This is a genomic window from Mesorhizobium sp. P2_E10 (genome assembly GCF_056404235.1).
This window is the reverse complement of sequence record NZ_JBFUEK010000001.1, coordinates 260654-285159: the sequence shown is the minus strand read 5'-3', so window position 1 is coordinate 285159 and position 24506 is coordinate 260654. Positions and strand designations below refer to the sequence as shown.

General features: G+C 63.1%; 22 protein-coding genes. 5 read left to right on the top strand and 17 right to left on the bottom strand.

All coding sequences use genetic code 11. From position 1 onward, the window contains the following. The first annotated feature begins 373 nt into the window (after window positions 1-373). The 3 genes from AC1D0N_RS01505 to AC1D0N_RS01495 all read left to right on the top strand — a co-directional run bounded on the left by AC1D0N_RS01505 (window position 374) and on the right by AC1D0N_RS01495 (window position 4074). Window positions 374-1336 carry a sugar-binding protein gene (locus AC1D0N_RS01505; protein ID WP_477240667.1) on the top strand — a complete coding sequence of 321 codons (963 nt, stop codon included), beginning with the start codon at window positions 374-376 and terminating at the stop codon, window positions 1334-1336. A gap of 120 nt (window positions 1337-1456) precedes the next feature. After that, window positions 1457-3001: a sugar ABC transporter ATP-binding protein gene (locus tag AC1D0N_RS01500; protein ID WP_477241850.1), complete on the top strand. Its 1545-nt coding sequence runs from the start codon at window positions 1457-1459 to the stop codon at window positions 2999-3001. A gap of 77 nt (window positions 3002-3078) precedes the next feature. After that, entirely contained in the window at window positions 3079-4074 is a 996-nt protein-coding gene (locus tag AC1D0N_RS01495; RefSeq protein WP_477240665.1) for an ABC transporter permease, read from the top strand. Between the two features lie 8 nt (window positions 4075-4082). Here AC1D0N_RS01495 and phnN read toward each other — a convergent pair whose 3' ends face one another. The 9 genes from phnN to AC1D0N_RS01450 form a co-directional block, all read right to left on the bottom strand. Beyond that, on the bottom strand, window positions 4083-4712 hold the full coding sequence (phnN, locus tag AC1D0N_RS01490) for a phosphonate metabolism protein/1,5-bisphosphokinase (PRPP-forming) PhnN (RefSeq protein ID WP_477240663.1): 630 nt from the start codon (window positions 4710-4712) through the stop codon (window positions 4083-4085). Continuing rightward, complete coding sequence (locus AC1D0N_RS01485; RefSeq protein ID WP_477240661.1) at window positions 4709-5848, bottom strand: alpha-D-ribose 1-methylphosphonate 5-triphosphate diphosphatase; 1140 nt, start codon at window positions 5846-5848, stop codon at window positions 4709-4711. The genes phnN and AC1D0N_RS01485 overlap by 4 nt, the downstream gene beginning before the upstream one ends. Window positions 5849-5874: 26 nt before the next feature. Then, on the bottom strand, window positions 5875-6582 hold the full coding sequence (locus AC1D0N_RS01480; protein ID WP_477240659.1) for a DUF1045 domain-containing protein: 708 nt from the start codon (window positions 6580-6582) through the stop codon (window positions 5875-5877). A gap of 153 nt (window positions 6583-6735) precedes the next feature. After that, window positions 6736-7548, bottom strand: coding sequence for a 5-deoxy-glucuronate isomerase (gene iolB / locus AC1D0N_RS01475; RefSeq protein ID WP_477240657.1), 813 nt, complete (start codon window positions 7546-7548; stop codon window positions 6736-6738). A gap of 221 nt (window positions 7549-7769) precedes the next feature. Further along, window positions 7770-7982 (bottom strand): DUF3329 domain-containing protein, encoded by a 213-nt coding sequence (locus tag AC1D0N_RS01470; protein ID WP_477240655.1) that lies wholly within the window; start codon window positions 7980-7982, stop codon window positions 7770-7772. Window positions 7983-8046: 64 nt separating this feature from the next. Continuing rightward, window positions 8047-8964 carry a myo-inosose-2 dehydratase gene (gene iolE, locus AC1D0N_RS01465; protein WP_477240653.1) on the bottom strand — a complete coding sequence of 306 codons (918 nt, stop codon included), beginning with the start codon at window positions 8962-8964 and terminating at the stop codon, window positions 8047-8049. A 146-nt stretch (window positions 8965-9110) separates the two neighbouring features. After that, the gene (gene iolD, locus AC1D0N_RS01460; protein ID WP_477240651.1) at window positions 9111-10961 is read right to left on the bottom strand and encodes a 3D-(3,5/4)-trihydroxycyclohexane-1,2-dione acylhydrolase (decyclizing); all 1851 of its coding nucleotides are present in this window, start codon (window positions 10959-10961) and stop codon (window positions 9111-9113) included. 34 nt (window positions 10962-10995) lie between these two features. Further along, window positions 10996-12930, bottom strand: coding sequence for a bifunctional 5-dehydro-2-deoxygluconokinase/5-dehydro-2-deoxyphosphogluconate aldolase (locus tag AC1D0N_RS01455; protein WP_477240649.1), 1935 nt, complete (start codon window positions 12928-12930; stop codon window positions 10996-10998). Between the two features lie 151 nt (window positions 12931-13081). Further along, the gene (locus AC1D0N_RS01450) at window positions 13082-13810 is read right to left on the bottom strand and encodes an SDR family NAD(P)-dependent oxidoreductase (RefSeq protein WP_477240647.1); all 729 of its coding nucleotides are present in this window, start codon (window positions 13808-13810) and stop codon (window positions 13082-13084) included. A gap of 138 nt (window positions 13811-13948) precedes the next feature. On the opposite strand from AC1D0N_RS01450, the gene AC1D0N_RS01445 reads away from it, so the two are divergent. Beyond that, window positions 13949-14839, top strand: coding sequence for an AraC family transcriptional regulator (locus tag AC1D0N_RS01445; RefSeq protein WP_477241848.1), 891 nt, complete (start codon window positions 13949-13951; stop codon window positions 14837-14839). Here the strand turns inward: AC1D0N_RS01445 and AC1D0N_RS01440 are convergent. Beyond that, window positions 14836-15681 (bottom strand): MurR/RpiR family transcriptional regulator, encoded by an 846-nt coding sequence (locus AC1D0N_RS01440; RefSeq protein ID WP_477241846.1) that lies wholly within the window; start codon window positions 15679-15681, stop codon window positions 14836-14838. The genes AC1D0N_RS01445 and AC1D0N_RS01440 overlap by 4 nt on opposite strands. 156 nt (window positions 15682-15837) lie before the next feature. Here AC1D0N_RS01440 and AC1D0N_RS01435 point away from each other — a divergent pair, with 156 nt between their 5' ends. After that, window positions 15838-16947, top strand: a complete 1110-nt coding sequence (locus tag AC1D0N_RS01435; protein WP_477240645.1) for a Gfo/Idh/MocA family protein — start codon at window positions 15838-15840, stop codon at window positions 16945-16947. Window positions 16948-16956: 9 nt separating this feature from the next. Here the strand turns inward: AC1D0N_RS01435 and AC1D0N_RS01430 are convergent, their stop codons facing one another. The 7 genes from AC1D0N_RS01430 to AC1D0N_RS01400 all read right to left on the bottom strand — a co-directional run bounded on the left by AC1D0N_RS01430 (window position 16957) and on the right by AC1D0N_RS01400 (window position 24402). Next, on the bottom strand, window positions 16957-18048 hold the full coding sequence (locus AC1D0N_RS01430) for a 3-deoxy-7-phosphoheptulonate synthase (protein WP_477240643.1): 1092 nt from the start codon (window positions 18046-18048) through the stop codon (window positions 16957-16959). A gap of 194 nt (window positions 18049-18242) precedes the next feature. Continuing rightward, window positions 18243-19037, bottom strand: coding sequence for an SDR family oxidoreductase (locus AC1D0N_RS01425; protein WP_477240641.1), 795 nt, complete (start codon window positions 19035-19037; stop codon window positions 18243-18245). 30 nt (window positions 19038-19067) lie between these two features. Then, window positions 19068-20063: an inositol 2-dehydrogenase gene (iolG, locus tag AC1D0N_RS01420; protein WP_477240639.1), complete on the bottom strand. Its 996-nt coding sequence runs from the start codon at window positions 20061-20063 to the stop codon at window positions 19068-19070. 121 nt (window positions 20064-20184) lie between these two features. Then, the gene (locus tag AC1D0N_RS01415; protein ID WP_477240637.1) at window positions 20185-20952 is read right to left on the bottom strand and encodes an ATP-binding cassette domain-containing protein; all 768 of its coding nucleotides are present in this window, start codon (window positions 20950-20952) and stop codon (window positions 20185-20187) included. Window positions 20953-20954: 2 nt separating this feature from the next. After that, window positions 20955-22025: an ABC transporter permease gene (locus tag AC1D0N_RS01410; protein ID WP_477240635.1), complete on the bottom strand. Its 1071-nt coding sequence runs from the start codon at window positions 22023-22025 to the stop codon at window positions 20955-20957. A 100-nt stretch (window positions 22026-22125) separates the two neighbouring features. Beyond that, on the bottom strand, window positions 22126-23067 hold the full coding sequence (locus AC1D0N_RS01405; RefSeq protein WP_477240633.1) for a sugar ABC transporter substrate-binding protein: 942 nt from the start codon (window positions 23065-23067) through the stop codon (window positions 22126-22128). A gap of 303 nt (window positions 23068-23370) precedes the next feature. Continuing rightward, window positions 23371-24402, bottom strand: coding sequence for a LacI family DNA-binding transcriptional regulator (locus AC1D0N_RS01400; RefSeq protein ID WP_477240631.1), 1032 nt, complete (start codon window positions 24400-24402; stop codon window positions 23371-23373). Window positions 24403-24506 lie beyond the last annotated feature (104 nt).

Genomic DNA, 24506 nt, shown 5'->3' with positions numbered 1-24506 from the left:
CTCCCGTCTTCGCCGCCATCTCCACAACCGGCCTCGCGATCTCCAACCGGAAACTAATACTATTTACTAATACCCGTAAGCGTTCTAACGTCAAATGGTCATGCAAAGCTCGGGATCGAGCAGCGATGACTGGAAGAGGCGCATGGCACGATATCGGGCAGGCTGCGGCCGGCAGGACAATGCCATACGTTCACGGAAATGTCAGACAAATCGGACTATTTACGAACCGCAAATGAGTCTCTAAAGTCCACGTCGTGGCTGGAACGGCGCCGTTCTTTCGCTGCCCTAGAAGCGCCTTGAGGAGAGGGCGTCCAAGCCACAAACGACAATTTTCTGATCAGCGAAAATGTCTAAGCCAAATGGGAGGTTGAACATGAAATCTGCAATACGAAACGCATCCGTAGCCGCGGCTGCCCTGCTGCTGGGATTGTCGGCGACGGCGATCGCGCGTGCCGACGACAAGCCGACACTGGCCTTCGTCGTCAACGGCGCTTCCGATTTCTGGAAGGCGGCCGAAGCCGGCGTCAAGAAGGCGCAGGGCGAACTGCCCGACTACAATCTCGAACTCAAATATCCGGAGCAGTCCTCGGTCGCCATCCAGCAGCGGCTGATGGACGATCTGGTGACCGCCGGCGTCAAGGGCATCATGGTGTCCGCCGTCGACCCCAAGACCTCGACCGACGGCCTGAACAAGATCGCTTCGGAAACGGCGCTGTTCACCACCGACAGCGACGCACCGCAGACCAAGCGCGTCGCCTATATCGGCTCGTCCAACGTCGATGCCGGCAAGCAGGCGGCCGAGATTGCCAAGAAGGCGATGCCCGATGGCGGCAAGTGCCTGGGCTTCGTCGGACTGCTCGGCGCCGACAATGCCAAGGAACGCATCCAGGGCATGAAGGACGGGCTCGCCGGCAGCAAGATCGAACTGGTCGACGTGCGCGGCGACGATATCGACCAGGCGCGCGCCAAGAAGAATGTCGAGGACGCGCTGGTCGCCAGCCCCGACATCACCTGCATGGTCGGCTTCTACTCCTACAACACGCCGCGCATCTATGAAGCGCTGCGCGACGCGGGCAAGCTCGGCTCGATCACCGTCGTCGGCTTCGATGACGATCCGATCACGCTGGGCGGCGTCAAGGAAGGCACCGTGGCGGCGACTGTCGTGCAGCAGCCCTTCGAATGGGCCTATCAAGGCATGAAGCTGATGGCGGCCTATCTCAAGGGCGACAAGTCCGGCATTCCGGAAGGGGGCCTGATCATCGTCCCGACCAAGATCATCGGCAAGGATGACGTCGACGCCTATGCCGCCAATCTGAAGGCGATGTCCGGGAACTAAGCGGATGAATTGCGCCGGCTCGGGGTTTATCCCGGGCCGGCGGTTCGCATTGACGAACCCGGCAAGGGTCGTCAGTCTGCAGATGGGACTATTTTGTTCCACCGGCTGCTGTCAGGCATGATGAATTACTCCGACACATCCATCGTTGCATCCACCACCGCTCCGTTCCTCAGCCTCGAGGGCGTGCGCAAGACCTATCCCGGCGTTGTCGCGCTGGACGGGTTTTCGATGGAGGTCAGGCCGGGCGAAGTGATCGGCCTGGTCGGTGAAAACGGCGCCGGCAAATCGACCCTGATGAAAATCCTCGGCGGCGTGACGACCCCGGACACCGGCACGATCACCGTCGACGGCGTCGCGCATCACGGGCTGACCGTCGAAGGCAGCCTCGGTTCGGGCATCGCCTTCGTCCACCAGGAACTCAACCTGTTCGAAAACCTCGACGTCGCCGCCAATATCTTTTTCGGCCGCGAGCCGTTGCACGGCGGCCCGCTCAGGCTGGTCGACCGGGGAAAACTGCGCTCCATGGTGGCGCCGTTGTTGAAGCGGGTGGGTGCCAACTTCTCGGCCGACACACCGGTTTCGTCGCTGTCGCTGGCGCAGCAGCAGATGGTCGAAATCGCCAAGGCGCTGTCGATCAAGGCGCGGCTGGTGATCCTGGACGAACCGACGTCGAGCCTGCCGCTCGCCGAGACCGACAAATTGCTCGATGTCATCGCCGCGCTGAAGGCCGACGGCATCAGCGTCATCTTCATCTCGCACCGCCTGCACGAGGTCGAGCGGGTCGCCGACCGCGTCGTCGTGCTCAGGGACGGCCTGCTTGCCGGCACCTTGCCGAAAAGCTCGATCAATCACGACCAGATGGTCAAGCTGATGATCGGCCGCATGCTGAAGGAGCGCGAGAAGGCCGCCGAAGCGGCGCGTGCGCCAGGCAGCGTCGCGCTGTCGGCCAAGGCCATCCGCACCGGCGCCTATCCCGACCGTCCGGTCGACCTCGACGTCAGGCACGGCGAGATCCTCGGCCTGGCCGGACTGGTCGGCTCCGGCCGCACCGAACTGGCGCGCGTGCTGTTCGGCATCGACAAGAGCTTTGGCGGCACCTTGCAGCTCGACGGCAAAAGCCTGGTCCTGGGTTCGGCCGCCGACGCGGTGGCCAGCGGCATCTTCCTGGTGCCGGAAGACCGCAAACTGACCGGCATCCTGCTTGATCTCTCGATCGCTCAGAATATTTCGCTGCCGAATTTGCCGGCGCATGCCAGGCGTTCCCTGGTTTCCGCCAGCACCGAGGCCGCCACGGCCGAGAAGCAGAAGACCAATCTCGGCATCAAGGCGCCGTCGGTGCAGACGCGCACCGGCACGCTCTCGGGCGGCAACCAGCAAAAGGTGGTGCTGGGCAAATGGCTGGCGATGGACCCCAAGGTAATGATCCTGGACGAGCCGACGCGCGGCATCGACATTGGCGCCAAGGCGGAGATTTACGGGCTGATGCGGGCGCTGGCCGATGCCGGCGTCGCGGTGCTGATGATCTCCAGCGACATGGAAGAGGTGATCGGCGTTTCGGACCGCATCGCCGTCATGCATGAGGGCCAGATCTCCGGCATTCTCGACAAGGAACACTTCAGCCAGGAAAACGTGCTGTTGCTGGCTGTCGGCAAGAAGCCGAACTAGGTCTTGTTTTTGCCGCCGTCGCAAAACGGCGGAACGGTTTTGCAGAACCTGCTCAAGCGGGCATTGGGGAGAAGACGATGAGCAAGAAAGATCTCGGCCTGCTGATCTTGATCCTGGTGGTCGGAGCGGTGGTGGCGATCATCAATCCGCGCTTCCTGTTGCCAATCAACCTTGCCAACACCTCGAACCTCATCGGCCTGTTCGGCATCCTGTCGATCGGCCAGGCCTTCGTCATCATCACCGGCGGCATCGAATTGTCCGTGGGATCGGTGGTGGCGCTGCTCGGTACGCTGTTTATCGACTTCATCGCCGTGCGCGGTTTGGGATGGCCGATCGCGCTGCCGCTGATCCTGGTGCTCGGCGCCATCATCGGCCTGGTGCATGGCTGGCTGATCACGCGGCTGAAATTGCAGCCCTTCGTGGTGACGCTGTGCGGTTTGCTGATCTATCGCGGCGTGGCGCGCTTCTACACCGCCGACGGCACCGCGGGCTTCGGCTTCGGGCAGAATTTCCCGGAGCTCGAATTCCTGACGGCGGGGCGCAGTTGGGGCGTGCCGAACAGCTTCATCGCGCTGATCGTCATCGCCATCGTCATGTGGGTGGTGCTGCACCGCTCGGTGTTCGGCCGCTACCTCTACGCCATCGGCAAGAACGAGGAGGCGGCAAAATATTCCGGCATTAGGACGGGGCGCGTCGTCATGGCCGCCTATGTGATCTGCGGCGTTCTGACGGCGCTGTCGGCGGTCTATTTCGCCATGTACACGCGCTCGATCTCGCCGGCCAGCCACGGCCAGTTCTACGAGCTCTACGCCATTGCGGCGGCCGTGCTCGGCGGCTTCTCGCTGCGCGGCGGCGAAGGCTCGCTGATCGGCGTGATCCTCGGCACGGTGCTGCTGCAGGAGCTGCAGAACCTCGTCAATCTGCTCGGCATCCCCTCCTCGCTCAACTTCGCGGTGATGGGCGGGGTGATCCTGATCGGCGTGCTGGTCGACCAGCAATGGGGCGTGTTCCGGGCGCGGCGGCTGATGATGGACGCGACACGCAAAAGCTTGGCCGGTGCGGCGGCGGAATAGTGATCTGACTAGATCATCCCCGACATATCGGAAAACGCCATCGCCTTGCGCAGCACCTCAGTGAAACGTTCGCCGGCCGCTTCGCGCGGACCGCTGTTGTCGATCGTGGTGACGCCAGGTCCCGACAAGGTCACATTGGCGCTGCGCGCCAGCCGCGCCAGCACCTCGCCGCGCGATTCGCGGCCGCGCATGGCAAGCCGCTCGGCCAGCACCTCCGGCGTGGCGGTGATCTCGACGATGGCCAGATTGGCATAGCGTTCGCGCAGCACCGGGATGATGGCGCGCGAAACATTGGCGATAGCAACACGCCCATTGGCGACCGACCAGTCGACATCGACAGGGATGCCGTAGCGCAGACCATGCGCCTCCCAGGCGACGGCGAAGGCACCGTCGGCTTCGGCTTCGACAAAAGCAGCGTCGGCCAGCGTGTCGTGGTCTTCGCTGGTGATGTCGCAAGGCCTGGTGATGACCCGGCGCACGAACTCCAGCCGCGTCTCCTCGGTGAAGCACGCACGGGCGTAGCCGATCACCGTGTCCTTGCCGGCGCCGCTTGGGCCGACGACAGCGACGAAGACGCCATCGCGGATCGGAAAGGTCTCGGCGGACAATTCAGGCTGGATCAACGCCGACACCATCATGCGACCCGGCGTCCCTGCCGCCAGACGGTGCGCACGACCGGTACGTGGTCGTCGACACGCACGCGCACCAGATCGGCGCGCCGGCCCTGTTCGATGACGCCGCGGTCGGTAAGACCGACCGCATCCGCCGGATTCTTGGAGACCATGGCCACCGCCTGCGGCAAGGAAATGCCTTCGACCACGTCGCCGAGGAAGAAGGCGGACTGGATCAGGCTGAACGGAATGTAGTCGGACGACAGGATGTCGAGCAGGCCCTCACCGGCCAGCGTGCGGGCCGAGACATTGCCCGAATGCGAGGAGCCGCGCATGACGTTTGGCGCGCCCATCAGCACACCGAGGCCGGCGTCCTTCGAGGCCCTTGCGGCTTCTTCCGTGGTCGGAAATTCGGCGACGCGCACACCTTGCTCGATCGCCTCGTCGACATGGCCTGCCGTGGCGTCGTCATGGCTGGCGAGCACGATGCCGCGCTGATGGCAGGCAGCGGCGATCACCGCGCGGTTGGGGGCCGAATTCCGCGCCGATTCGGCCATTCGCTTGTCGCAGAACAGCTTGAAGTCACGGTCGGTCAGCTTCAGCTTGCGCTGGTAGTAATAGGCGTAGGTTTCCAGATTGACGAACTGGCGCTGGCCGGGCGCATGGTCCATCAGCGACGCCAGTTTGACCCGTTCGTCGCCGTCGAAATTGGCGAAGGCGGCAAGGCAATCGGGTGCCGAAACCTCGCAGCGCAAATGGATGAAATGGTCGGCCCGCAGCCGGTCCTGCTGCACGCTGTCCTCGATGGCGTCGGCCAGCTTGCGGATGTCTAGGGATGTCAGGTCGGCATCCTCGTCCATGCCGACGCGCAAGGCATCGAGCACCGTGGTGATGCCGGCCGTCGCAACCTGCGCGTCATGAGCGAGCACTGCGGCGATCGGATTCCAGCGCACCTTGGGCCGTGGCGCGTAGTGGCCTTCGAGGTGATCGGTGTGCAGCTCGACCAGACCCGGGATGATGTAGTCGCCGCCCATGTCCTCGCCGGTTCTGCCGGTGCCGGCCTCGATGCCGGCGATGAAACCGTCGCGCAGCACGATCGAGCCTTCGACGATCTCGTCGGCAAGGACGATGCGGGCATTGTTCAGTACGGTCTCGGCGGTCATTGCAGGCAGTCCTTGCTGGTTCAGCGTCAGGCAGTTTTTCTGGCGGCGCGGCGCCCGAGTGCGTGATGGGAAAGCACCATGAACGGGGCGCCGGGTTCGGTTTCGACAAACAGCGTCAGCGCGTCGACCGGCACCGGCTGTTGCAGCACCTGCGCGAACAGGCTGTCGATTGCTGCGCGCAAACGGGGGCTTTCCTGTGACCCGGCGCGGCCGGACAGGGTCATGTGGAACCGAAAGGTCTCGAAGACATAGGGGTAGCCCCACTGGCAGAGATTGCGGAACTCGGCCGGTTTCAGCGAATCGGGGCTGCGGCGTTCGATTTCCGCTTCGGTCAGCGGCGCGCGAAAACGGTCGAAGCCGAGCACGACGTCATCGGCGAAGCGGTTGAGCGCCGGCAGCGGTCCTTCCGGCACCAGTGCAAAGAAGCTGTCGATCTGGCTGACGACCAGGCGCGGGATGGTCACCACAGGCGTCGCTTCGGCAAAGGCATCCAACCCGGCGCGTAGCGAAGCTTCCGTTTCGTTGGGAGCCAGCCGGAAGGGCGCCTTCAGCGTCGCATGAAAACCGTAGCGGCGGGCCGACGCCGTGTGGAAGGCGACTTCCGCCGCCGACAGCTCGGCAACGGCCTCGACAGGCCTTGTCGCCGCACCAAACGGATCGCGGCCGAGCCAGTTGGCGGCGATCCGCGCCAGCGGTTCGTCCTGCCGGGGGGTGAAATAGATGGCATAGCGCATAAGAAGTCCTCGTCAGCTCCGCTGCCATAGGCGATTTCCATGACGGATTGACGAAGCTTTGAAGGGTTTTCGATGGCAAATCGACCCTGAAGGTCCTTAGCCGACGATTTTTCCAAGCTGGACCAACAGCTTCAGCCGAAAAGGCGGGACCGATCAGGCCTTCATCAGCCATTCGTGCTCGGGCGCGTTGTGGAACTTCCACGTCCGCTTCGGTCCGGCCATGACGTTGAGATAATAGAGATCATAGCCATGACAGGCGGCACAGGGGTGGTAGCCCTCGGGTACCAGCACGACATCGCCGTCTTCGATCGCCATCGCCTCATCTAGGGCGCGTTCGCCATTCTTGTCGGCATCGGTGTAAACGCGCTGGAAGGCAAAGCCCTGCGGCGGGTTGAGGCGGTGGTAGTAGGTTTCCTCGAGATAGGACTCGGCCGGCAGATTGTCCTGGTCGTGCTTGTGCGGCGGGTAGCTCGATGTATGGCCGCCGGGCGTGATGACCTCGACCACCAGCAGCGAATCGGCCGGCTTGCCCTCCGGCAGGATGTTGGTGACGTAGCGGGTGTTCGTGCCCTTGCCGCGGATCTCCTGGCCGAGATCGTCGGGCGCGATGACACGGACCGGCAGGCCGCCGCCAAGGCCGGGCGCCGAGCAGACGGCGAGTTCGAGTTCGGTGTCCGCGGTCACCGACCAGTCGGAGCCCGCGGGCACATAGACCGACCACGGCTTGCCTTCGAAGGGCGACATGCGCTCGCCGAGCAGGCCGAGCTCCTTGCCGCCGGCTGTCGCCTTGCCCTTGCCGGTGACGAACACCAGGCAGATTTCACGATCATCCGTTTTTCCCGAAGCGCTTTCGCCCGGCTTCAGCCGATGCAGGTCGAAGCCGACATAGGTCCAGCCGGCGCTTTTCGGCGTGACATGGGCAACGCGGCCATGACCCTTGTTGGCTTTGACGAGCAGTTTCGACATTTTTGTCTCCCTAATTTCAGCCCTGCTTGCGGTCCCGTGAACAAACTTCGGAGATTAGCCGGGGGCCTCTCAACTTCGTCATCCTAGGGCGAAGCAGGAGCGAAGCTCCTTGCTCCGCCCTAGGATGACGAAGCGAGGAGCGTTTCGGCCAATCGCCACCGTCCGCGATCCACCAGGCGTGCAGTACACGGTCCGAATGCCCTTCCGTATCATGGGCCGCTTCATTCCTTCGGCTCGACCGGAGGCTTCGCCTCATCGACCGGCTTGTAGAGGTAGAAGAACTGCCAGACCGCGTAGCCGGCGAAACCAAGGGCGAGCACGCCCCAGAAGGGTGTGCCGGTGGCAAATTCGATCACCGACCAGACCAGGCAGACCACGACGATGGCAACGCGCCGCCACAAGGGCCGGAAGAACGGGTGCTCATAGTCTTTCATCGGGCCAATCCGGGTTTCACCAACTGGGCATCAGATAGGCTGCCCGTCACGGCAAATCCAGCATTCATGCGTTGGGGAAGCCTTGCGTTTCGACCGTGTAGCCGGCGGCGGTCATCACCCGCATCAGTTCGGCGTAGCCGACCTGCGCCATCTTCAGCGGTGGATTCTTCTTCGGATCCTGCTCGGCCTCGACCACGAACCAGCCCTCATAGCCATGGTCCGCCAGCTTTTGCACGATGGCGCCAAAGTCCAGCGAACCATCGCCCGGCACGGTGAAAGCGCCAAGCGCCACGGCATCGAGGAAGGATTGCTTGCTGCGATCGAGATTGTCGATCACGTCCATGCGCACATCCTTCACATGGACGTGGCTGATACGCTGATGATGGTTGTCGATGGCGCGCAACACGTCGCCGCCGGCAAAGGCGAGGTGACCGGCATCGAGCAGCAAGGGAATGCCTTCGCCCGAGTGGCGCATGAAGGCATCGAGCTCCGGCTCGGTCTCGACTACCGCCGCCATGTGATGGTGGTAGGAAAGTGGCATGCCTTGTTCGGCGCACCATTCGCCGAATTCGGTCAGGCGCCCGGCGTAGGCCTTCATCTCGTCGTCCGACAGCTTCGGCTTGGTGGCCAGCGGCTTCGAGCGGTCGCCCTGGATGGAGCGGCCGACCTCGCCATAGACGATGCAAGGCGCGTTGACCGCTTTGAACAGGTCGATCATCGGCTGGATGCGATCCTTGTTCTTGCCCATGTCCTCATCGACCAGCGTGCCGGAGAACCAGCCGCCGCACAGCGTGACATCGGCCTCTCTCAGGATCGGCAGCATGATCTTGGGGTCATTGGGAAAACGCCGGCCCATTTCCATGCCGGTGAAGCCGGCCGAACGCGACTGGCGCAAACACTCCTCCAGCGACACGTCATCGCTGAGTTCCGCAAGATCGTCGTTCCACCACGCAATGGGGGACATGCCCAGTTTGGCTTTCAAGTCGTCACTCCGGTTTCTTGTTTACCCTCCCCCTTGTGGGGAGGGTCGCTGCGAAGCAGCGGGGTGGGGTGCGGCGCCGAACCCCCACCCGGACCTTCGGTCCGACCTCCCCACAAGGGGGAGGTAGGGGCTTGGCGGCGCCAGTATCAATCGCCAATGGTCTGCATCTGGCGCTTTTCATCATAGGCCTTGCGCGCCGCCCTAACCTGGCTGCGCGCGCTGACTTCGGGCACGGCGACGTCCCACCATGTGCCGCCGGCATCGGTCGAAACCAGCGGATCGGTGTCGATGACCAGCACCGTGGTGCGGGTGTTCTTCTTTGCCTTTTGCAAGGCGTTTTCCAGCCCGGCGATGGAAGGCACTTTTTCGGCAATGGCGCCGAGGCTTGCCGCGTGTGCTGCGAAGTCGATGTCGGGCAGAATCTCGTGGCGCGAGTCCTTCAACAGATTGTTGAAGTTGGCGCCGCCGGTCGCCATCTGCAATCGGTTGATGCAGCCATAGCCTCTGTTGTCGAGCAGCACGATGGTTAGCTTCAGGCCGAGCATCACTGAGGTGGCGATCTCGGAATTGAGCATCAGGTAGGAGCCGTCGCCGATCATGACGACGACCTCTTCGTCGGGCTTGGCCATTTTGACGCCGAGCCCGCCGGCGATCTCGTAGCCCATGGTCGAGAAGCCGTATTCGGCGTGGTAGGAGCCGGGCGCACCGGCCTGCCAGAGCTTGTGCAATTCGCCGGGCAGACCGCCAGCGGCATGCAGCAACGTCACGCCGGAACCCATGGCGCGCTGTACGGCGCCGATCACCTGCGCGTCGGACGGATAGGCGGCGTTGGTCGACGCCGTCACCTTGCCGGCATCGGCCTGCCAGTCCTTCTTGCCCTTGCCCGCATTGTCGGTCCAGGCGGCAGGCGCCTTCCATCCCTTCAGTGCTGCACCAAGTTCGGCGAGGCCTTCGGCCGCATCGGCGACCAGCGGCAGCGCGCGATGCTTGCCGGCATCGAAAGGCTGGACGTTGAGGCCGATGATGGTCTTGCCGGAATTCTTGAACAGCGACCAGGAACCGGTGGTGAAATCCTGCAGCCTGGTGCCGACCGCCAGCACTACGTCGGCTTCCTCGGCCAGCCGGTTGGCGGCCGAAGTGCCGGTGACGCCGACCGCCGCCATGTTGAGCGGATGATCGTCGGGCAGCGAGGATTTGCCGCCTTGCGTCTCGCAGACCGGAATGCCGGCGCCCTGCACCAGCTTGGCCAGTTCAGCGGAAGCCTGCGAATACAGCACGCCGCCGCCACCGATCACCAGCGGCTTTCTTGCCCCTTTGAGCGCTGCTACTGCGGCCGCCAGCTCGCTGCGGTCCGGGCGGACACGGCGCTGGTGCCAGACGCGTTCGGCAAAGAAACTTTCGGGATAATCATAGGCCTCGGCCTGCACGTCCTGGCAAAGCGACAATGTCACCGGTCCACATTCGGCGGGATCGGTCAGCACCTGCATGGTCCTGGCGAGTGCCGGGATGATCTGCTCCGGCCGGGTGATGCGGTCGAAATAGCGCGACACCGGGCGGAAGCAGTCATTGACCGTCGCCGTGCCATCGGAAAAATCCTCTGCCTGCTGCAGGACCGGATCGGGAATGCGGTTGGCGAAGACATCGCCAGGCAGAAACAGGACGGGCAACCTGTTTACGTGTGCGAGCGCTGCGGCCGTCACCATGTTGAGCGCGCCGGGGCCGATCGAAGAGGTCGCGGCCATGAAGCGGCGGCGGAAATTGGCCTTGCCATAGGCGATCGCCGCATGCGCCATCGCCTGTTCATTGTGGGCGCGGAAGGTCGGCAGTTCGTCGCGCACCTGATAGAGCGCCTCGCCGATGCCGGCGACATTGCCATGGCCGAAGATCGCCCAGACACCGCCAAAGATCGGCACTTTCGTGCCGTCGATCTCGGTCATCTGCCGGCTGAGAAAGCGGGTCAGCGCCTGCGCCATCGTCAGGCGGATTGTCTTGGTCATTTTGTTTTCCTCCGCAGTCCTATGCTGCGCCTTGTTATGCCGCTTTGCGGCCGCGCGCGGCAAGCCACGCCTCGGTCAGCTTCTCGAAGCGCGACGCCATGTCGGCCACCGCCTCGTCATCCGTCATCTTGCCGGCCAGCCATTGTTCGGCGGCGTTGATGAAGATGGTGCGACCGACGGCGAAACCCTTGACGATGGGCGCCTTGGCAGTGGCGGCGAAGGCCGCCTCCAACTCGTCCTGCGGCGCTTCCAGGCCGAGCAGCACGACGCCGCGGCACCATGGGTCGTGCTTCAGGATCACCGCTTCGATCCTGGCCCAGGCGCCGGCGGATGCCTGCGGTTCGAGCTTCCACCAGTCGGGCTTGATGCCGAGCGCATAGAGTTCCTCTAGCGCGCGCGGGATCGTCGTGTCGTCGAGCTTGCCATGCTTGCCGGCGATGATCTCGATCAGCAATTCACGGCCGACCTTGCGCGCGGCCTCGAACAGAGCGCGCAGCTTCTGCTGCTGCTCTTCCTTCAGCGCCGCAGGATCGTCGGGGTGGTAGAAGCACAGGCATTTGATGCAGTGGTCGACCGGCCATTCGACCAGTTGCGAGCCGATATCCTGCGAGAATTCGAAGCGCAGCGGCCGCGAGCCTGGCAGTTCGACCGGGCGGCCAAGCCAGGCGAAGGAATGGCGGGCGTATTCGAACATCGCGTCGCGGCCGTATTTCTCGTCGAGCAGCATGCCGTAGCCGGCGCGACCGGCGGCAACCTTGGCCGCGGCTTTCACCGTCAGCACCTTGAAATCCTGGATACGCGAGGGATCGGCGCCGGCCTTGGCGGCGACATCGTCGAGCTGGATACGGTGGTCGCAGGCCAGCGCCATCAGCGAGGGAATGTCGCGGCGGCGCGTCGTCGCCCAATGGATGTGGTTGATCGCCTCGTCCTTACGCAGCGCCAGGTGCTTGCTGCCGTTCTTGAGGAAGAACTGCAATTCCTCGAAGGTCGGATATTCCGGTGCGCAGAGCAGGCGCGACACGGCAAAGGCGCCGCAGGCATTGGCCCAGGTCGCGGCCGTTGCATGGTCTTCGCCACCGAGCCAGCCGCGCAGGAAGCCGGACATGAAAGCGTCGCCGGCGCCGAGCACGTTGTAGACTTCGATCGGAAAGCCCTTGCCAACGATGCCGTCCTCGAGATCGTCGCTGATCGGCCCGTCATAGACGATGCAGCCCATGGCGCCGCGCTTCAGGACGATGGTGGCCTTGGACAGCGAGCGGATCGTCTTCAGCGCGCTCAGGCAATCATCGGCGCCCGACGCAATCATGATCTCTTCTTCGGTGCCGACGATGAGATCGCAATCGGGCAGCACCGTCTTCAGCTGGGCGGAGACCCGGTCGGATTTCACATAACGCTCGAAACCTTCGGCATGGCCGGCGAGACCCCAGAGATTGGGGCGGTAATCGATGTCGAACACCACCTTGCCGCCCTTGGCCTTGATGATGCGGATGGCCTTGCGCTGCGCCGCGTCGCTGTTGGGCCGTGAAAAATGCGTGCCGGTGACGACGATCGCGCGGGCGGAAGCGATAAACGCCTCATCGATATCCTCTTCCGACAGCGCCATGTCGGCGCAGTCCGAACGGTAGAAGATCATCGGCGAGACGCCTTCCTCCTCGACCGACAGCAGCACCAGCGCCGTCAGCCGGTCGGGATCGGTCTTCAGGCCATCGACCGAAACGCCCTCGCGCTTCAGCTGTTCGCGGATGAAACGGCCCATCTGCTCGTTGCCGACGCGGGTGAGCAGCGCCGAGCGCAGGCCGAGCCTGGCGGTGCCGACGGAGATGTTGGCTGGACAGCCGCCAACCGACTTGGCAAAGGAGGTGATGTCCTCCAGGCGCGAGCCGATCTGCTGGCCGTAAAGGTCGACGGAAGCGCGACCGATGGTGATGACGTCGAGCGGCGCCTGTTTTGCGTCCACGGCTTCGCTCATTGGAACCTCCCGTCGGCCTTGTTGTCTTTGATAACACGCGCGAGCGGCAGCGTGATGCTCCCAATATGAAATAATAATTCCAATCCATAGTCAATATGGAATGAGCATTCCTTTGCCGAAAACTGCCGCCAAATTTCACCAGGCCCCAAATTCACCAGGCAAGCGGGCCCTCATCGTTGAAGTATCCCGCGGTCGGACCATCGGTGTCCAGGGTGGCCAGGCGGATGACGATCTCGGCCGCCTGCTGCACCGTGCGGTGGCCCTTGAACCCGTTGAGATCGGTGGCGGTGTAGCCGGGCGCCGCAGCGTTGACCTTGATGCCTTGCCCCTCGAGTTCCCTGGCGAAGGCCACGGTGATGGCATTCAAGGCAGTCTTGGAGCTGCCATAGCCCATCAGGTTGACGGCAGAATTGGCGGTGGCAGGGTCGAGCGCGCGTCCGATGGAGCCGGTGGAACTGCTGACCATGACGATGCGGGCGGCCGGCGCTGCAAGCAGTAGCGGCAGGAACGCCTGGGTCACGCGGATCGGGCCGAAGACATTGACGTCATAGGTGGCCTGGATGTCGGCAACACGCTGCCGGCTTGGCGGCGGATCGTAGTTGATGGCGACGCCGGCATTGTTCACCAGCACGTCGAGGCAGGAACTGTCCGCGCTGGCGGTTTTGACGGCCGCCGCCACGCTGTCATCCTGTGTGACGTCCAACTCGAGCCATTGAACGTCCAGGCCTTCGGCGCGCAAGGCTTGCGTCGCTGCCATGCCGCGTTCGGCGTCCCTGGCGCCGAGCCAGACCTTGAAGCCCATCGTCGCCAGCCGCCGGGCGATTTCGCGGCCAATGCCCTTGTTGGCGCCGGTCACCAGAGCGCTTTTCGATGTCGTCATGTCAGTGTCTCCTGTGCTCGTGCGGAAGGCATCCATTTGGAGCAGCAGAGGAAACGTCGCGCGCCGAAACCTCTCTCGCTCTTGCCTAATCCTCTCACGATGGTTGCGCGGCGCGTGGGGATGCGCGATGCTCGTGCCATGAGTGAACCCCTGCGAGAGCTGATCGATATCGCCGGCCGCCATGCGCGCGGGCGACGAACAGCAACGGCTATCCCCCGCGTATCGATCGGCCGCAGTGAAGTCACCACGGCACCATTGGCGGGCGTGTGGGGTTCGGGAATCCTGTTCGTGCTGCAGGGCGCCAAGACGGTCCTGATCGGTGACCGATCCCTTCGCTACAATCCAGCCAGCTATTTCATCTACACTGTCGACACGCCGACCATCAGCCAGTTGGTCGAAGCGAGCGCCGCGCGTCCCTACTTGGCCATCGGCTTCAGCCTTGATCTGCAAACTGTCGCGGAACTCCTCGTCGAGCACGAACCGGCCCTTAGCGGCGACAATTTCTCCACCTCTCCGGTCAATGACGAGTTGCTCGATGCGTTGCGTCGAATGATGCGGCTGCTTGACCGGCCAGCGGAGATTCCGGTGCTGGCGGCCATGCTTGAACGCGAGATGCTGTTTCGGTTGCTGCAAGGCCCCCAAGGCGGAAAGCTGCGCCAGCTTGCGCGGATCGATGGCCATCTGTCCCGAATACGCCAGGCGATCGCCTGGATCCGGACGCATTGCCATCAGCAAATCCGGGTCGAGGATCTGGCCGACATCGCGCATATGAGCAATGCCGCATTCTATCGCCACTTCAAGGCGGCGACGGCCATGAGCCCTATCCAGTATCAAAAGCAGATTCGGCTGCTGGAGGCCCGCCATCTGCTGGTTGCCCAGCCAGGCAATGTGGCACAGGTCGCCTTTGCCGTCGGCTATGAGAGCGCTTCACAGTTCAGCCGGGAATATGCCCGTCAGTTCGGGTCACCACCAGGGCGCGACGCGGCGCAGCTTGTGGCGAGAGGCGAAGCGGCCGTCGAGGTTATCTAGGCCTTGCGCTTGCGGCCGCCGTCGCGCCGCTTCTCGCCAACGGCGACGGTCAGCGCCATGGCCAAAGCCATCGTCGCCGACAGCGAGCGGAAGCCGGCGAAATCGGCCTCGGCAACCTCGAACCAGACCTTGGCGAACTGGGCGAGTGGCGAGAAAGCACTGTCGGTGATCGCCACGATCGGCACACCTTGCTCCGAAATGGTCTTGGCTTCCTCGATGGTCGCCGGCGCATAGGGCGAGAAGCTGATGGCGATGACGGCGTCCCGCGGCGTGGCAAAGCCGATCATCTCGGCATTCAAGCCGGCGGCCGATTCGATCAGCTGGTTGCGGATCTTGAGCTTGCCCAGCGCATAGGCGATGTAGGACGCCACCGGATAGGAGCGGCGCTTGGCCAGCACGTAGATGGTTTCGGCCTTCGCCAGCAGAGCGATCGCCTCTTCGAAATGCGGTTCGTTGAGCGTGCGTGAGATGTCGTTGAGCGAGGTGCTGGCGGCGGCGACAAAACCGTCGAAGATCGCCCGGTGGCCGGCGCCTTCCTCGGCCTTTGCGCGCAACGCCAGCAGCCTTTCATCATAGGACGAATTGCGTTCGCGCAGGCGTTCGCGAAACACCGACTGCAGGCTGGTGAAGCCATCGAAGCCGAGCTGCTGGGCAAAGCGGATCAAGGTCGAAGGCTGCACGCCGGCCGAGGCAGCGATGCTGGCGGCGGTGCCGAAGGCGATGTCGTCGGGATTGTCGAGCGCATAGGCGGCGATCTGGGCGATGCGTTTGGGCAAGGTTTCGCGCCGCTCGAGGATCGTCGCGCGCAGCGTCTCAAAATCGCGAGGTACCCGTTCGTCCATCGTCGCTTTGCCCAGGCTCATCGGTCGGTACCCTCTCTGCCTCATCATAGCGAGGCTGCGCAAGAACGCCATAATAAATGAGGCAGGCGTTCCATTCCTGAGAAAAATGGACTAATTCATCCACGCGACACTTTTCAGCCAGCGGAGACAAGGGAAATGGTCGGAGTCGGTCTTATCGGCACGGGCTTCATGGGCAAGTGCCATGCCATCGCATGGAGTGCCGTCGGCGCCGTCTTTCCAGACGTGGCCAAGCCACGGCTCGTCCATCTTGGCGAGGTCAATGAGGACCTGGCCAGGCGCAAGGCGGGCGAGTTCGGCTTCGCCAAGGCCTCCGGCGACTGGCGCGCCGTCGTCAATGATCCGGACGTCGATATCGTCTCGCTGACCACGCCGAACCAGTTCCATCCGGAAATGGCCATCGCCATCCTCGAAGCCGGCAAGCATCTGTGGTGCGAAAAGCCGATGGCGCCAAGTTTTGCCGAGGCCGAAGCCATGGCTGCGGCGGCGAAGAAATCCGGCAAGGTGGCCGCACTTGGCTACAACTACATCCAGAATCCGGCCATCCGTCACATCGGCGCACTGCTCGACGAGAAGATCATCGGCGAGGTCAACCTTGTGCGCATCGAGATGGACGAGGACTTCATGGCCGACCCGGAGGCGCTGTTCTTCTGGAAGCATGAGGCTTCGTCAGGCTATGGCGCGCTCGACGATTTCGCCGTGCATCCGCTGTCGCTGATTTCGGTGCTGTTCGGCCGTGTCGGCCGCGTCATGTGCGACATGGCCAAGCCCTATGCCGACCGCAAGGTCGCCTCGGGTGGGCGGCGCGCGGTGGAAACCTACGACATTGCCAGCGTGCTGATGCATCTCGAAAACGGCGTTGCAGGCACGCTGCTGGTCAACCGCTCGGCCTGGGGCCGCAAGGGCCGCATCGCCATCCAGATCTTCGGCTCGAAAGGCTCGATCCTCTACGACCAGGAGCGGATGAACGAGTTCCAGCTCTATCTCACCGCCGACCGGCCGACCGAGCAAGGCTACCGCACCATCCTGGTGGCGCCGCACCACAAGCCCTATGACAGCTTCCTGCCGGCGCCTGGCCATGGCCTCGGCTTCAACGATCTCAAGATCATCGAATGCCGCGAACTGTTGACGCGCCTCGCCGGCAAGCCGGCGCGCATCATCGACTTCGACGAAGGCCTGGAGATCGAGCGCACCGTGCATGCGATGGCGCGCTCGTTCGAGGAGAAGCGCTGGGTGGAGGTGCGCTAGCGCCTCCTCTCAAGCCGCTCCCTGCCGGCTCTCCATCATGGTGCGGCGGGCTGAGCGGCGCCATTCGACGGCGCCGGCAAGGCCATGCAGCACCGTTTCGGTGGTCGCCCAGTCGATGCAGCCATCGGTGATGCTCTGGCCATAGACGAGCGGCTTGCCGGGCACGACGTCCTGGCGGCCGGCAACGAGATTGCTCTCGATCATGACCCCGATGATGTGCTCGTCGCCTGCCGCGACCTGGCCCGCCACATCTGCGGCCACTTTCGGCTGGTTCTCCGGCTTCTTGGCCGAGTTGGCGTGGCTGACATCGATCATCAGCCGGGGTGCGACGCCGATGCGGGCGAGTTCCGCCGAGGCCGCCGCGACACTCGCCGCATCATAGTTCGGCTGAACGCCGCCACGCAGGATGACGTGGCAGTCCTCATTGCCGGTGGTGGTCGCAATGGCGCTGCGCCCGCCCTTGGTCACCGCCATGAAATGATGCGGCTGGGCGGCGGATTTCACCGCTTCGGCGGCGATCCTGAGATTGCCGTCGGTGCCGTTCTTGAAGCCGACCGGGCAGGAGAGACCCGATGCGAGTTCGCGGTGGATCTGACTCTCGGTGGTGCGCGCGCCGATAGCGCCCCAGGCGACGAGGTCGGCGATGTATTGCGGCGTCGTCATATCGAGGAATTCGGTCGCCGCGGGAAGGCCGAGATTGTTGACGGCCGATAGCACGTTGCGAGCCATCCGCAGCCCCTTGTCGATGTTGAAGCTGCCGTCAAGGTCGGGATCGTTGATCAGGCCCTTCCAGCCGACAGTGGTGCGCGGCTTTTCGAAATAGACCCGCATGACGATCTCCAACCGGTCGGACAGGGTCTCGCGCAGCGCCGCCAGACGGCTGGCATAGTCGACGGCCGCGACCGGATCGTGGATCGAACACGGGCCGACGATGACGAGCAATCGGTCGTCGGTGCCGTTCAATATGGCATGGATGGCGTTGCGTGATGCGCTGACGGTGCGCGTCGCCGTCAGCGTGCGCGGGATCTCCCGCATCACCTGGTCCGGCGTACTCAATTCTCGGATTTCCTTGACCCGAAGATCATCTGTGGTGGTCAACACGGCTTTCTGCTCCTGTTTGGGAGACCTGCCGGCAAAAACAAAAAAGCCGCCAGGTCTGGCGGCTGTTCGGATTTTGATGCTGCAATCTTCAGATCGAGCGCAATCCTCCCGCCGCCAGCGAGCTGCTAAAGTACCAATATTTGGCGGTCAGGTTGATCATTCGGCTCATATAGTCGAAGCCGAGGCGTTTGTCACTACTCGCCGATCACCCCGGCAATGTTCTGGTCGTAGTCGACCAGCGATCCGGTCATGACGCCAGCCTGCGGGCTGACCATGTAGCTGATCAGCCGGGCAAGCTGCGCCGGCTTCACCAGCTGGCCCATTGGCTGCGCGGCCTCGGCCTTTGCCAGCCAGTCGTCCGGCGCATCGTGCCATTTTTTCTGCACGATCGCTTCGCCTTCGGTGTCCATCCAGCCGGGCAGCACGGCGTTGCAGCGGATGCGATTGCGCCGATAGGAACTGGCTATGTTCTTGGTCAGCGTCATCAGCGCGCCCTTGCTGGTGGAGTAGGGCGTCAGGAAGGACTGGCCGGCATGCGCCGACATCGACAGCACATTGACGATCGAGCCCGGCGCCTTGCGTTCGAGCAGGTGCGCCACCACGCCTTGCATCAGGAAAAACGGTCCGCGCACATTAGTCGCGAAGATCGTGTCGAAAAGCTCTTCGCTGGTTTCGACCAGCGAACCGCGGGCCGAAGTGGCGGCGGCATTGACCAGCGCGTTGATGGTGCCGAAATGCGCGATCGCGGTTTCGACCGCGCGCTTGCAGTCGGCCACTTTTGAAACGTCGGCGCTGATGAAGATCGCGTCGACGCCTAATTTTTTGAAATGGGCAACGGCCTTGTCGCCCTTTTCCTGCGAACGGCCAATAAGCGCCAATGCCCGGCAACCCTCGTCGGCCAACGCCTCGGCAACGGCAAAGCCGATGCCTTGCGCGCCGCCGGTGACGATGGCGCGCGTTTCTGAATTGCGACCGGCCGATACACTCATCACTTTGCTCCTGGTTCTTCCTAAGTGCTCTTACTTGTCGAGACGGACGGTCTTGCCCGTGGTCGCCGACTTCAGTGCCGCATCCGCCAGTTTCAGCGCGACAAGGCCGTCGGCCCCGCTCGGCGCCGCCTTCTTGCCGCTCGTTGCCGCGGTGATGAAAGCGGCGATCTCGATGGCATAGGCGTCGAGGTAGCGGGTCATGAAGAAGTCATGCAGCGGCGGGCGGGTGTAGCCCTTGTCATTGGCGACCTCGATCGACACCGGCCGCTGGTTTTCGGCGGCGACCATGCCCTTGGAACCATGCACTTCGATGCGCTGGTCGTAGCCATAGGTGGCGCGGCGGGAGTTGGAGATGACGGCCTGCTTGCCCGAAGCGGTTTCGAGGATGACGCTGACCGAGTCGAAATCGCCGGCTTCGCCGATCTTCTTGTCCACAAGTACCGAGGCATGGGCGCTGACCGCTACCACCTCTTCGCCGAGCAGGAAGCGCGCCATGTCGAAATCATGGATGGTCATATCGCGGAAAATACCACCCGAGCGCTTGATGTAGTCGATCGGCGGCGCGCCGGGATCGCGCGAGGTGATGGTGACCATCTCGACGGTGCCGATGGCGCCGTCGTCGATCGCCTTGCGCACGGCGGCGAAGTGCGGATCGAAGCGGCGGTTGAAACCGACCATCAGCGTCGCCTTGGCCTTCTCGACCACGGCCAGGCACTTCTCGACGCGCTTGACGTTGAGGTCGATCGGCTTCTCGCAGAAGATCGCCTTGCCGGCCTTGGCAAAGCGCTCGATCAGATCGGCATGGGTATCGGTCGGCGTGCAGATGACGACGGCGTCGATGTCTTTTGATTTTTCAATCGCGTCGATGGTCCGCACTTCGGCGCCATAAGCCGAAGCCAGTTCGGTCGCCGCCTTCTCGAAGGCGTCGGCAACGGCAACCAGTTTGGCCTGCGGATTGGAGCCGACGGCGCGGGCGTGGACCTTGCCGATGCGGCCGGCACCGAGGAGGGCGAAACGAACAGTCATGGAAATTTCCTCTAAGGGGATGGGTTCGAGAGAATTGTGTCTCCACCTTCCTATTGGGGGAAGGTGGCAAGGCTATTTCTGAACGCGGCAGATCGTCCCGGAAACCGGATGGCCACCCTGTTTATGCCGCGAGTTCCGCCTCGCCGGTCTTGGCGCCGGTGATGTAGGAGACGATATCGTTTCCGTCGGTGTCCTGCTTGCGCAGATTGGCGACAATCTTGCCACGGCGGAAGACGACGATGCGGTCGACCAGGTCGAACACCTGGCGCATGTTGTGGCTGATCAGGATCAGCGGCTCGCCATTTTCCTTCAGCGTGCGGATGATGTTTTCGACCTGCGCCGTCTCCTGCACGCCAAGCGCTGCCGTCGGCTCGTCCATGATGATGAGCTTGGAAGCAAAGGTCGCGGTGCGGGCGATCGCCACGCACTGGCGCTGACCGCCCGACATGTGGCGGATGGTGCTGGACAGATTGGGGATCTTGACCGCCGTGCGGACAAGCGCCGCCTCGGTCGCCTTGCGCATGAACTTGCGGTCGAGGATCGAGAACGGCCCGAGATTGAACAGCACCTTCTCGCGGCCGAGAAACAGGTTGGACGGCACGTCGAGATCGTCGGCGAGCGCCAGGTTCTGGAACACGGTCTCGATGCCGGCCTCGCGCGCTTCGATGGGGCCGGAAAAGTTCACTTCCTTGCCGTCGAACCAGACCTTGCCGTCGGTGCGCTGTTCGACGCCGGTGATCTGACGCACGAAGGTCGATTTGCCGGCGCCGTTGTCGCCCATGATGGCGACATGCTCGCCTTTGCGCAGTTCGAAATTCGCGCCTTCGAGCGCATGCACGCCGCCATAGCGCTTGGTCAGGTTTTCGGTCTTCAGAACGATGTCCGACATGATCAACCTCCTATCGCGCGCCGGCGCTGGCGCCATTGGTCGAGAACCACCGCGCCGACGATGATCACGCCCTTGACCATCTCTTGGTAGTAGGCGTCGAGGCGCAGGAAGGTGAAGCCGGAGATGATGACGCCGAAGATCAGCGAACCGATCACCGTGCCGATGATCGAGCCGCGGCCGCCCGACAGCGAGACGCCGCCGATGACCGCCATGGCGATGGCGTCGAGTTCGTACATCACGCCCATGCCGGATTGGGCGGTCAGGTTCTTCGAGCACAGCACGACGGCGGCGAGCGCGGCGAGGATGCTGGCGATGGCATAGACGAGGATCTTGTGGTTGGCGATGTTGATGCCAGACATGCGCGCGGCATCCTCATTGGAGCCGATAGCATAACAGTGCTTGCCGTATTTGGTGTAGGTCAGGATCAGCTGGAACAGTATTGCCAGCGATATGAAGATGACGACCGGCATCAGGCCCTTGCCGATTGCCGCGAAACCGTCTGTCGGAAACGAGATCGGCTGGCCCTTGGACCACCATTTGGCGATGCCGCGCGCGGTGACCATCATGCCGAGCGTGGCGATAAAGGGCGGAATGCGCGTATAGGCAATAAGTGCGCCGTTGACGAGGCCGGCCAGCAGGCCGCAGCCGATGGCGACAAACACCGGGACGATCACCGGCAGGTCGGTCCAACCGACGAACATCGCCTTGGGATTCGGGTTGCCGTTGACCGTCGCCACCTGGGCAAAACTCATGGCAATCATCGCGGTAGCGCCGACGATCGAGCCCGAAGACAGGTCGATGCCGCCACAGATGATCACCTGCGTCACGCCGATGGCGATGATGCCGACGATCGACACCTGCAGGATGATGATCTCGAGCCGCTGCTGGTTGAAGATCGCGTCGACATTGTCGCGGGTGTTGAACAGGAAACTGTCGCCGAGGAAGACCCGGCCGATCAGTTCGAAGGCGCCGACGAGGATGATGAGCGCCAGGAACACGTTGAACTCAGCCGGCCATGCGCGCTTCTTCGCATCATAGCTGAGCCCGCCGACGCCATGAGATGTCTGTGCCACGTCTTCTGTCCTCCGTCGGCCGCGCTTCCGCCGCCCGCTCGGGCAGGTCGGGAAAGGAGGAGCGGCGCTTTTTCACGCCGCTCCTTATCGTTGCGAAGCCTCAGTTCTTCTTCAGGAACTTGTCGATGTTTGCCGGGGTGACCAGCTGGAAGGGGATGTAGACCTTGTGTTCCACCTTCTCACCCTTGGCGAGCTTCAGCGCGGCGTCGAGAGCACCGGCACCCTGGCCGGCGGCATCCTGGAACACTGTCGCGTCAAGGTCGCCCGCCTGCATTGCTGCAAGCGCGTCCTGAGTGGCATCGACGCCGCCGACGACAACCGTCTTCATGTCGATGTTGGCGGCTTTCATTGCCTGGATCGCGCCGATGGCGCTTTCGTCATTGTTGGCGATGACGCCGTCGAACGGCTTGTTGGTCGACAGCCAGTTGGTCATCAGGTTCTGGGCTTCGTCACGGTTCCAGTTCGACGTCTGCTTGTCGATGATCTTGATGAAGCTGCATTCCGGCGTGGCGATCACATCGTCGATGTCCTTGGTGCGCTGCACCGCGGCCTGGTTCGACAGTTCGCCCATGATCACATAGACATTGGCTTCTTTCTTGCCGGCTTCGGTGAACAGGCGGCAGACTTCCTTGGTCTCGAGTGTGCCGGAATCGGCCTCATTCGAAGCGACGAAAGCCTGGTTGTCCGGCAGCGTGTCGACATTGACCGGCTCGCGGTTGACGTAGACCAGCGGGATCTTGGCGGCGGCGGCGGCGTCGGACATCGCCTGCGTGGCCGAGGTGTCGACCGGGTTGACGATGATCGCGTCGACGCCCGAGGCGGCGAAGTTCTTGATCTGGTCAAGCTGCTTGGCAACGTCGTTCTGCGCGTCCTCCACTTGCAGCTCGACACCGCTCATGCCCTTGGCTTGCTCGATCATGCCGTTGCGCAGCACGGTCAGGAAGTTGTCGTCGAATTTGGCCATCGACACGCCGACCTTGGCCGCGAGAGCCGACGAACTCATCAGCGCCGCAAAGGCGACGCCCAAAAGCAGTTTCTTCATTTTCGTTCTCCTCCACACATTGGTGTCCGGCTGCACCGATTCTACCCGGAATCCCCGATCTCCCAGGGAATCTCTCCCGATTGTCGTTTCAGTTCCGGATGGCCTTTTGCGCGCAATTGGAACGCCAGGCGCTCAGTTTGAAACAGATGTTCCGGAACGAAAGAACCAAAATGCCCAGTTGGTGAAATTTTTATTCCATTTTCTGTCAGGACGTCAAGGGTGATTCCGCGGTCGGATGGCGGATTTTCGGCCTGCTCTGATAGATTCTATCATTTCCGGCGGCCGACTCGCGCCGGCGAGGGGTCAAATGTTTTCCGGAAGATAGATGTCGAAGGGCAGAAAGGTCTGGCCCGGCGCGTTGGCGGCGCCGGCCTCGATGGCATGCGCCATCAGACCGACCAGCTCGCGGCACAGTGCGGCGAGCGGCGTCGAGATCACCATCGTCAGGATGTTGTCGGCAAGTGCCGCGCGCGATTCGGCGTTGATCTCGTTGCAGACGACCACCGGCATGTTTGCCGGCTTCGCCGCCCGCAGCGCCGAGACCGCGCCTTCCATGCCGCCGCCGGCGACGTAGCAGCCAGCAAGATCCTGATAGCGCGCCAGGAGATCGATCATCGCATCGTGGGTCACCTGGTTGGCTTCCAGATTGACCAGCGTTTCCATCACCGTGAACTCAGGCGCATGTTCGCGGAAGAAGGAGCGAAAGCCGATCTCGCGCAGCTCATGGCCGTGAAAGCGATGGCTGCCGACGAAAAGGGCTACCTTGCCGGGCTTCGGCGCCGCCTTGGCGATCATCCAGGCCGCGCTGCGACCGACCTTGCGGTTGTCGAGGCCGACATAGCCCTCGCGAATGCCGGCGGCAAAGTCGGACAGCAGGGAAAAGACCGGTTGCCCCCTCGCCTTCAGCGCCTCGACGGCTGCCGTCAGCGTCGGATGGTCCGGGCCGACAACGGCGATGGCCCTGGATTTCGCCGCCAGCTTGCGCATCTGGGCGGCGATCTCGTCGGCGGCGAGCGAAGTGGCAAAGTCGATGGTGGCGACGCCGCGGAAGCGCTGCGACTGCGAGACCGCCACTTCCAGTTCCCGCGCGAAATCGCCGTAGAAGACATCATTGCCGCGCAGCAGCAGAAAGCCGAGGCGGTATTCGGGCAATTCCTGGCGCATGCGCTGCTTGATCAGCCCGGCAGCGTGATAGCCGATACCGGTCGCTGCCTCATAGACGCGGCGCGCGGTTTCCTCGCGCACCGGCAGCCGGTTGTTCAACACCCGGTCGACGGTGGCGACGCTGACGCCCGAGATGCGCGCCAGATCGGTGATGGTTGGCCGCTTTGCCATGGATCCTCCACTGCTTGAGGACAAAGAGTACCTCATTCTGATATGAAATGATAGAAACTATCTTTGTGATATTGAGACTATCATGGCTTGGCGCTATTTTGGAA

Bases quoted from the DNA above. Each gene is read 5' to 3' on its own strand.
- AC1D0N_RS01505 (WP_477240667.1), top strand. From the start codon at position 374: ATGAAATCTGCAATACGAAACGCATCCGTAGCCGCGGCTGCCCTGCTG.
- AC1D0N_RS01500 (WP_477241850.1), top strand. From the start codon at position 1,457: ATGAATTACTCCGACACATCCATCGTTGCATCCACCACCGCTCCGTTC.
- AC1D0N_RS01495 (WP_477240665.1), top strand. From the start codon at position 3,079: ATGAGCAAGAAAGATCTCGGCCTGCTGATCTTGATCCTGGTGGTCGGA.
- phnN (WP_477240663.1), bottom strand. From the start codon at position 4,712: ATGATGGTGTCGGCGTTGATCCAGCCTGAATTGTCCGCCGAGACCTTT.
- AC1D0N_RS01485 (WP_477240661.1), bottom strand. From the start codon at position 5,848: ATGACCGCCGAGACCGTACTGAACAATGCCCGCATCGTCCTTGCCGAC.
- AC1D0N_RS01480 (WP_477240659.1), bottom strand. From the start codon at position 6,582: ATGCGCTATGCCATCTATTTCACCCCCCGGCAGGACGAACCGCTGGCG.
- iolB (WP_477240657.1), bottom strand. From the start codon at position 7,548: ATGTCGAAACTGCTCGTCAAAGCCAACAAGGGTCATGGCCGCGTTGCC.
- AC1D0N_RS01470 (WP_477240655.1), bottom strand. From the start codon at position 7,982: ATGAAAGACTATGAGCACCCGTTCTTCCGGCCCTTGTGGCGGCGCGTT.
- iolD (WP_477240651.1), bottom strand. From the start codon at position 10,961: ATGACCAAGACAATCCGCCTGACGATGGCGCAGGCGCTGACCCGCTTT.
- AC1D0N_RS01455 (WP_477240649.1), bottom strand. From the start codon at position 12,930: ATGAGCGAAGCCGTGGACGCAAAACAGGCGCCGCTCGACGTCATCACC.
- AC1D0N_RS01450 (WP_477240647.1), bottom strand. From the start codon at position 13,810: ATGACGACATCGAAAAGCGCTCTGGTGACCGGCGCCAACAAGGGCATT.
- AC1D0N_RS01445 (WP_477241848.1), top strand. From the start codon at position 13,949: ATGAGTGAACCCCTGCGAGAGCTGATCGATATCGCCGGCCGCCATGCG.
- AC1D0N_RS01440 (WP_477241846.1), bottom strand. From the start codon at position 15,681: ATGGACGAACGGGTACCTCGCGATTTTGAGACGCTGCGCGCGACGATC.
- AC1D0N_RS01435 (WP_477240645.1), top strand. From the start codon at position 15,838: ATGGTCGGAGTCGGTCTTATCGGCACGGGCTTCATGGGCAAGTGCCAT.
- AC1D0N_RS01425 (WP_477240641.1), bottom strand. From the start codon at position 19,037: ATGAGTGTATCGGCCGGTCGCAATTCAGAAACGCGCGCCATCGTCACC.
- iolG (WP_477240639.1), bottom strand. From the start codon at position 20,063: ATGACTGTTCGTTTCGCCCTCCTCGGTGCCGGCCGCATCGGCAAGGTC.
- AC1D0N_RS01415 (WP_477240637.1), bottom strand. From the start codon at position 20,952: ATGTCGGACATCGTTCTGAAGACCGAAAACCTGACCAAGCGCTATGGC.
- AC1D0N_RS01405 (WP_477240633.1), bottom strand. From the start codon at position 23,067: ATGAAGAAACTGCTTTTGGGCGTCGCCTTTGCGGCGCTGATGAGTTCG.
- AC1D0N_RS01400 (WP_477240631.1), bottom strand. From the start codon at position 24,402: ATGGCAAAGCGGCCAACCATCACCGATCTGGCGCGCATCTCGGGCGTC.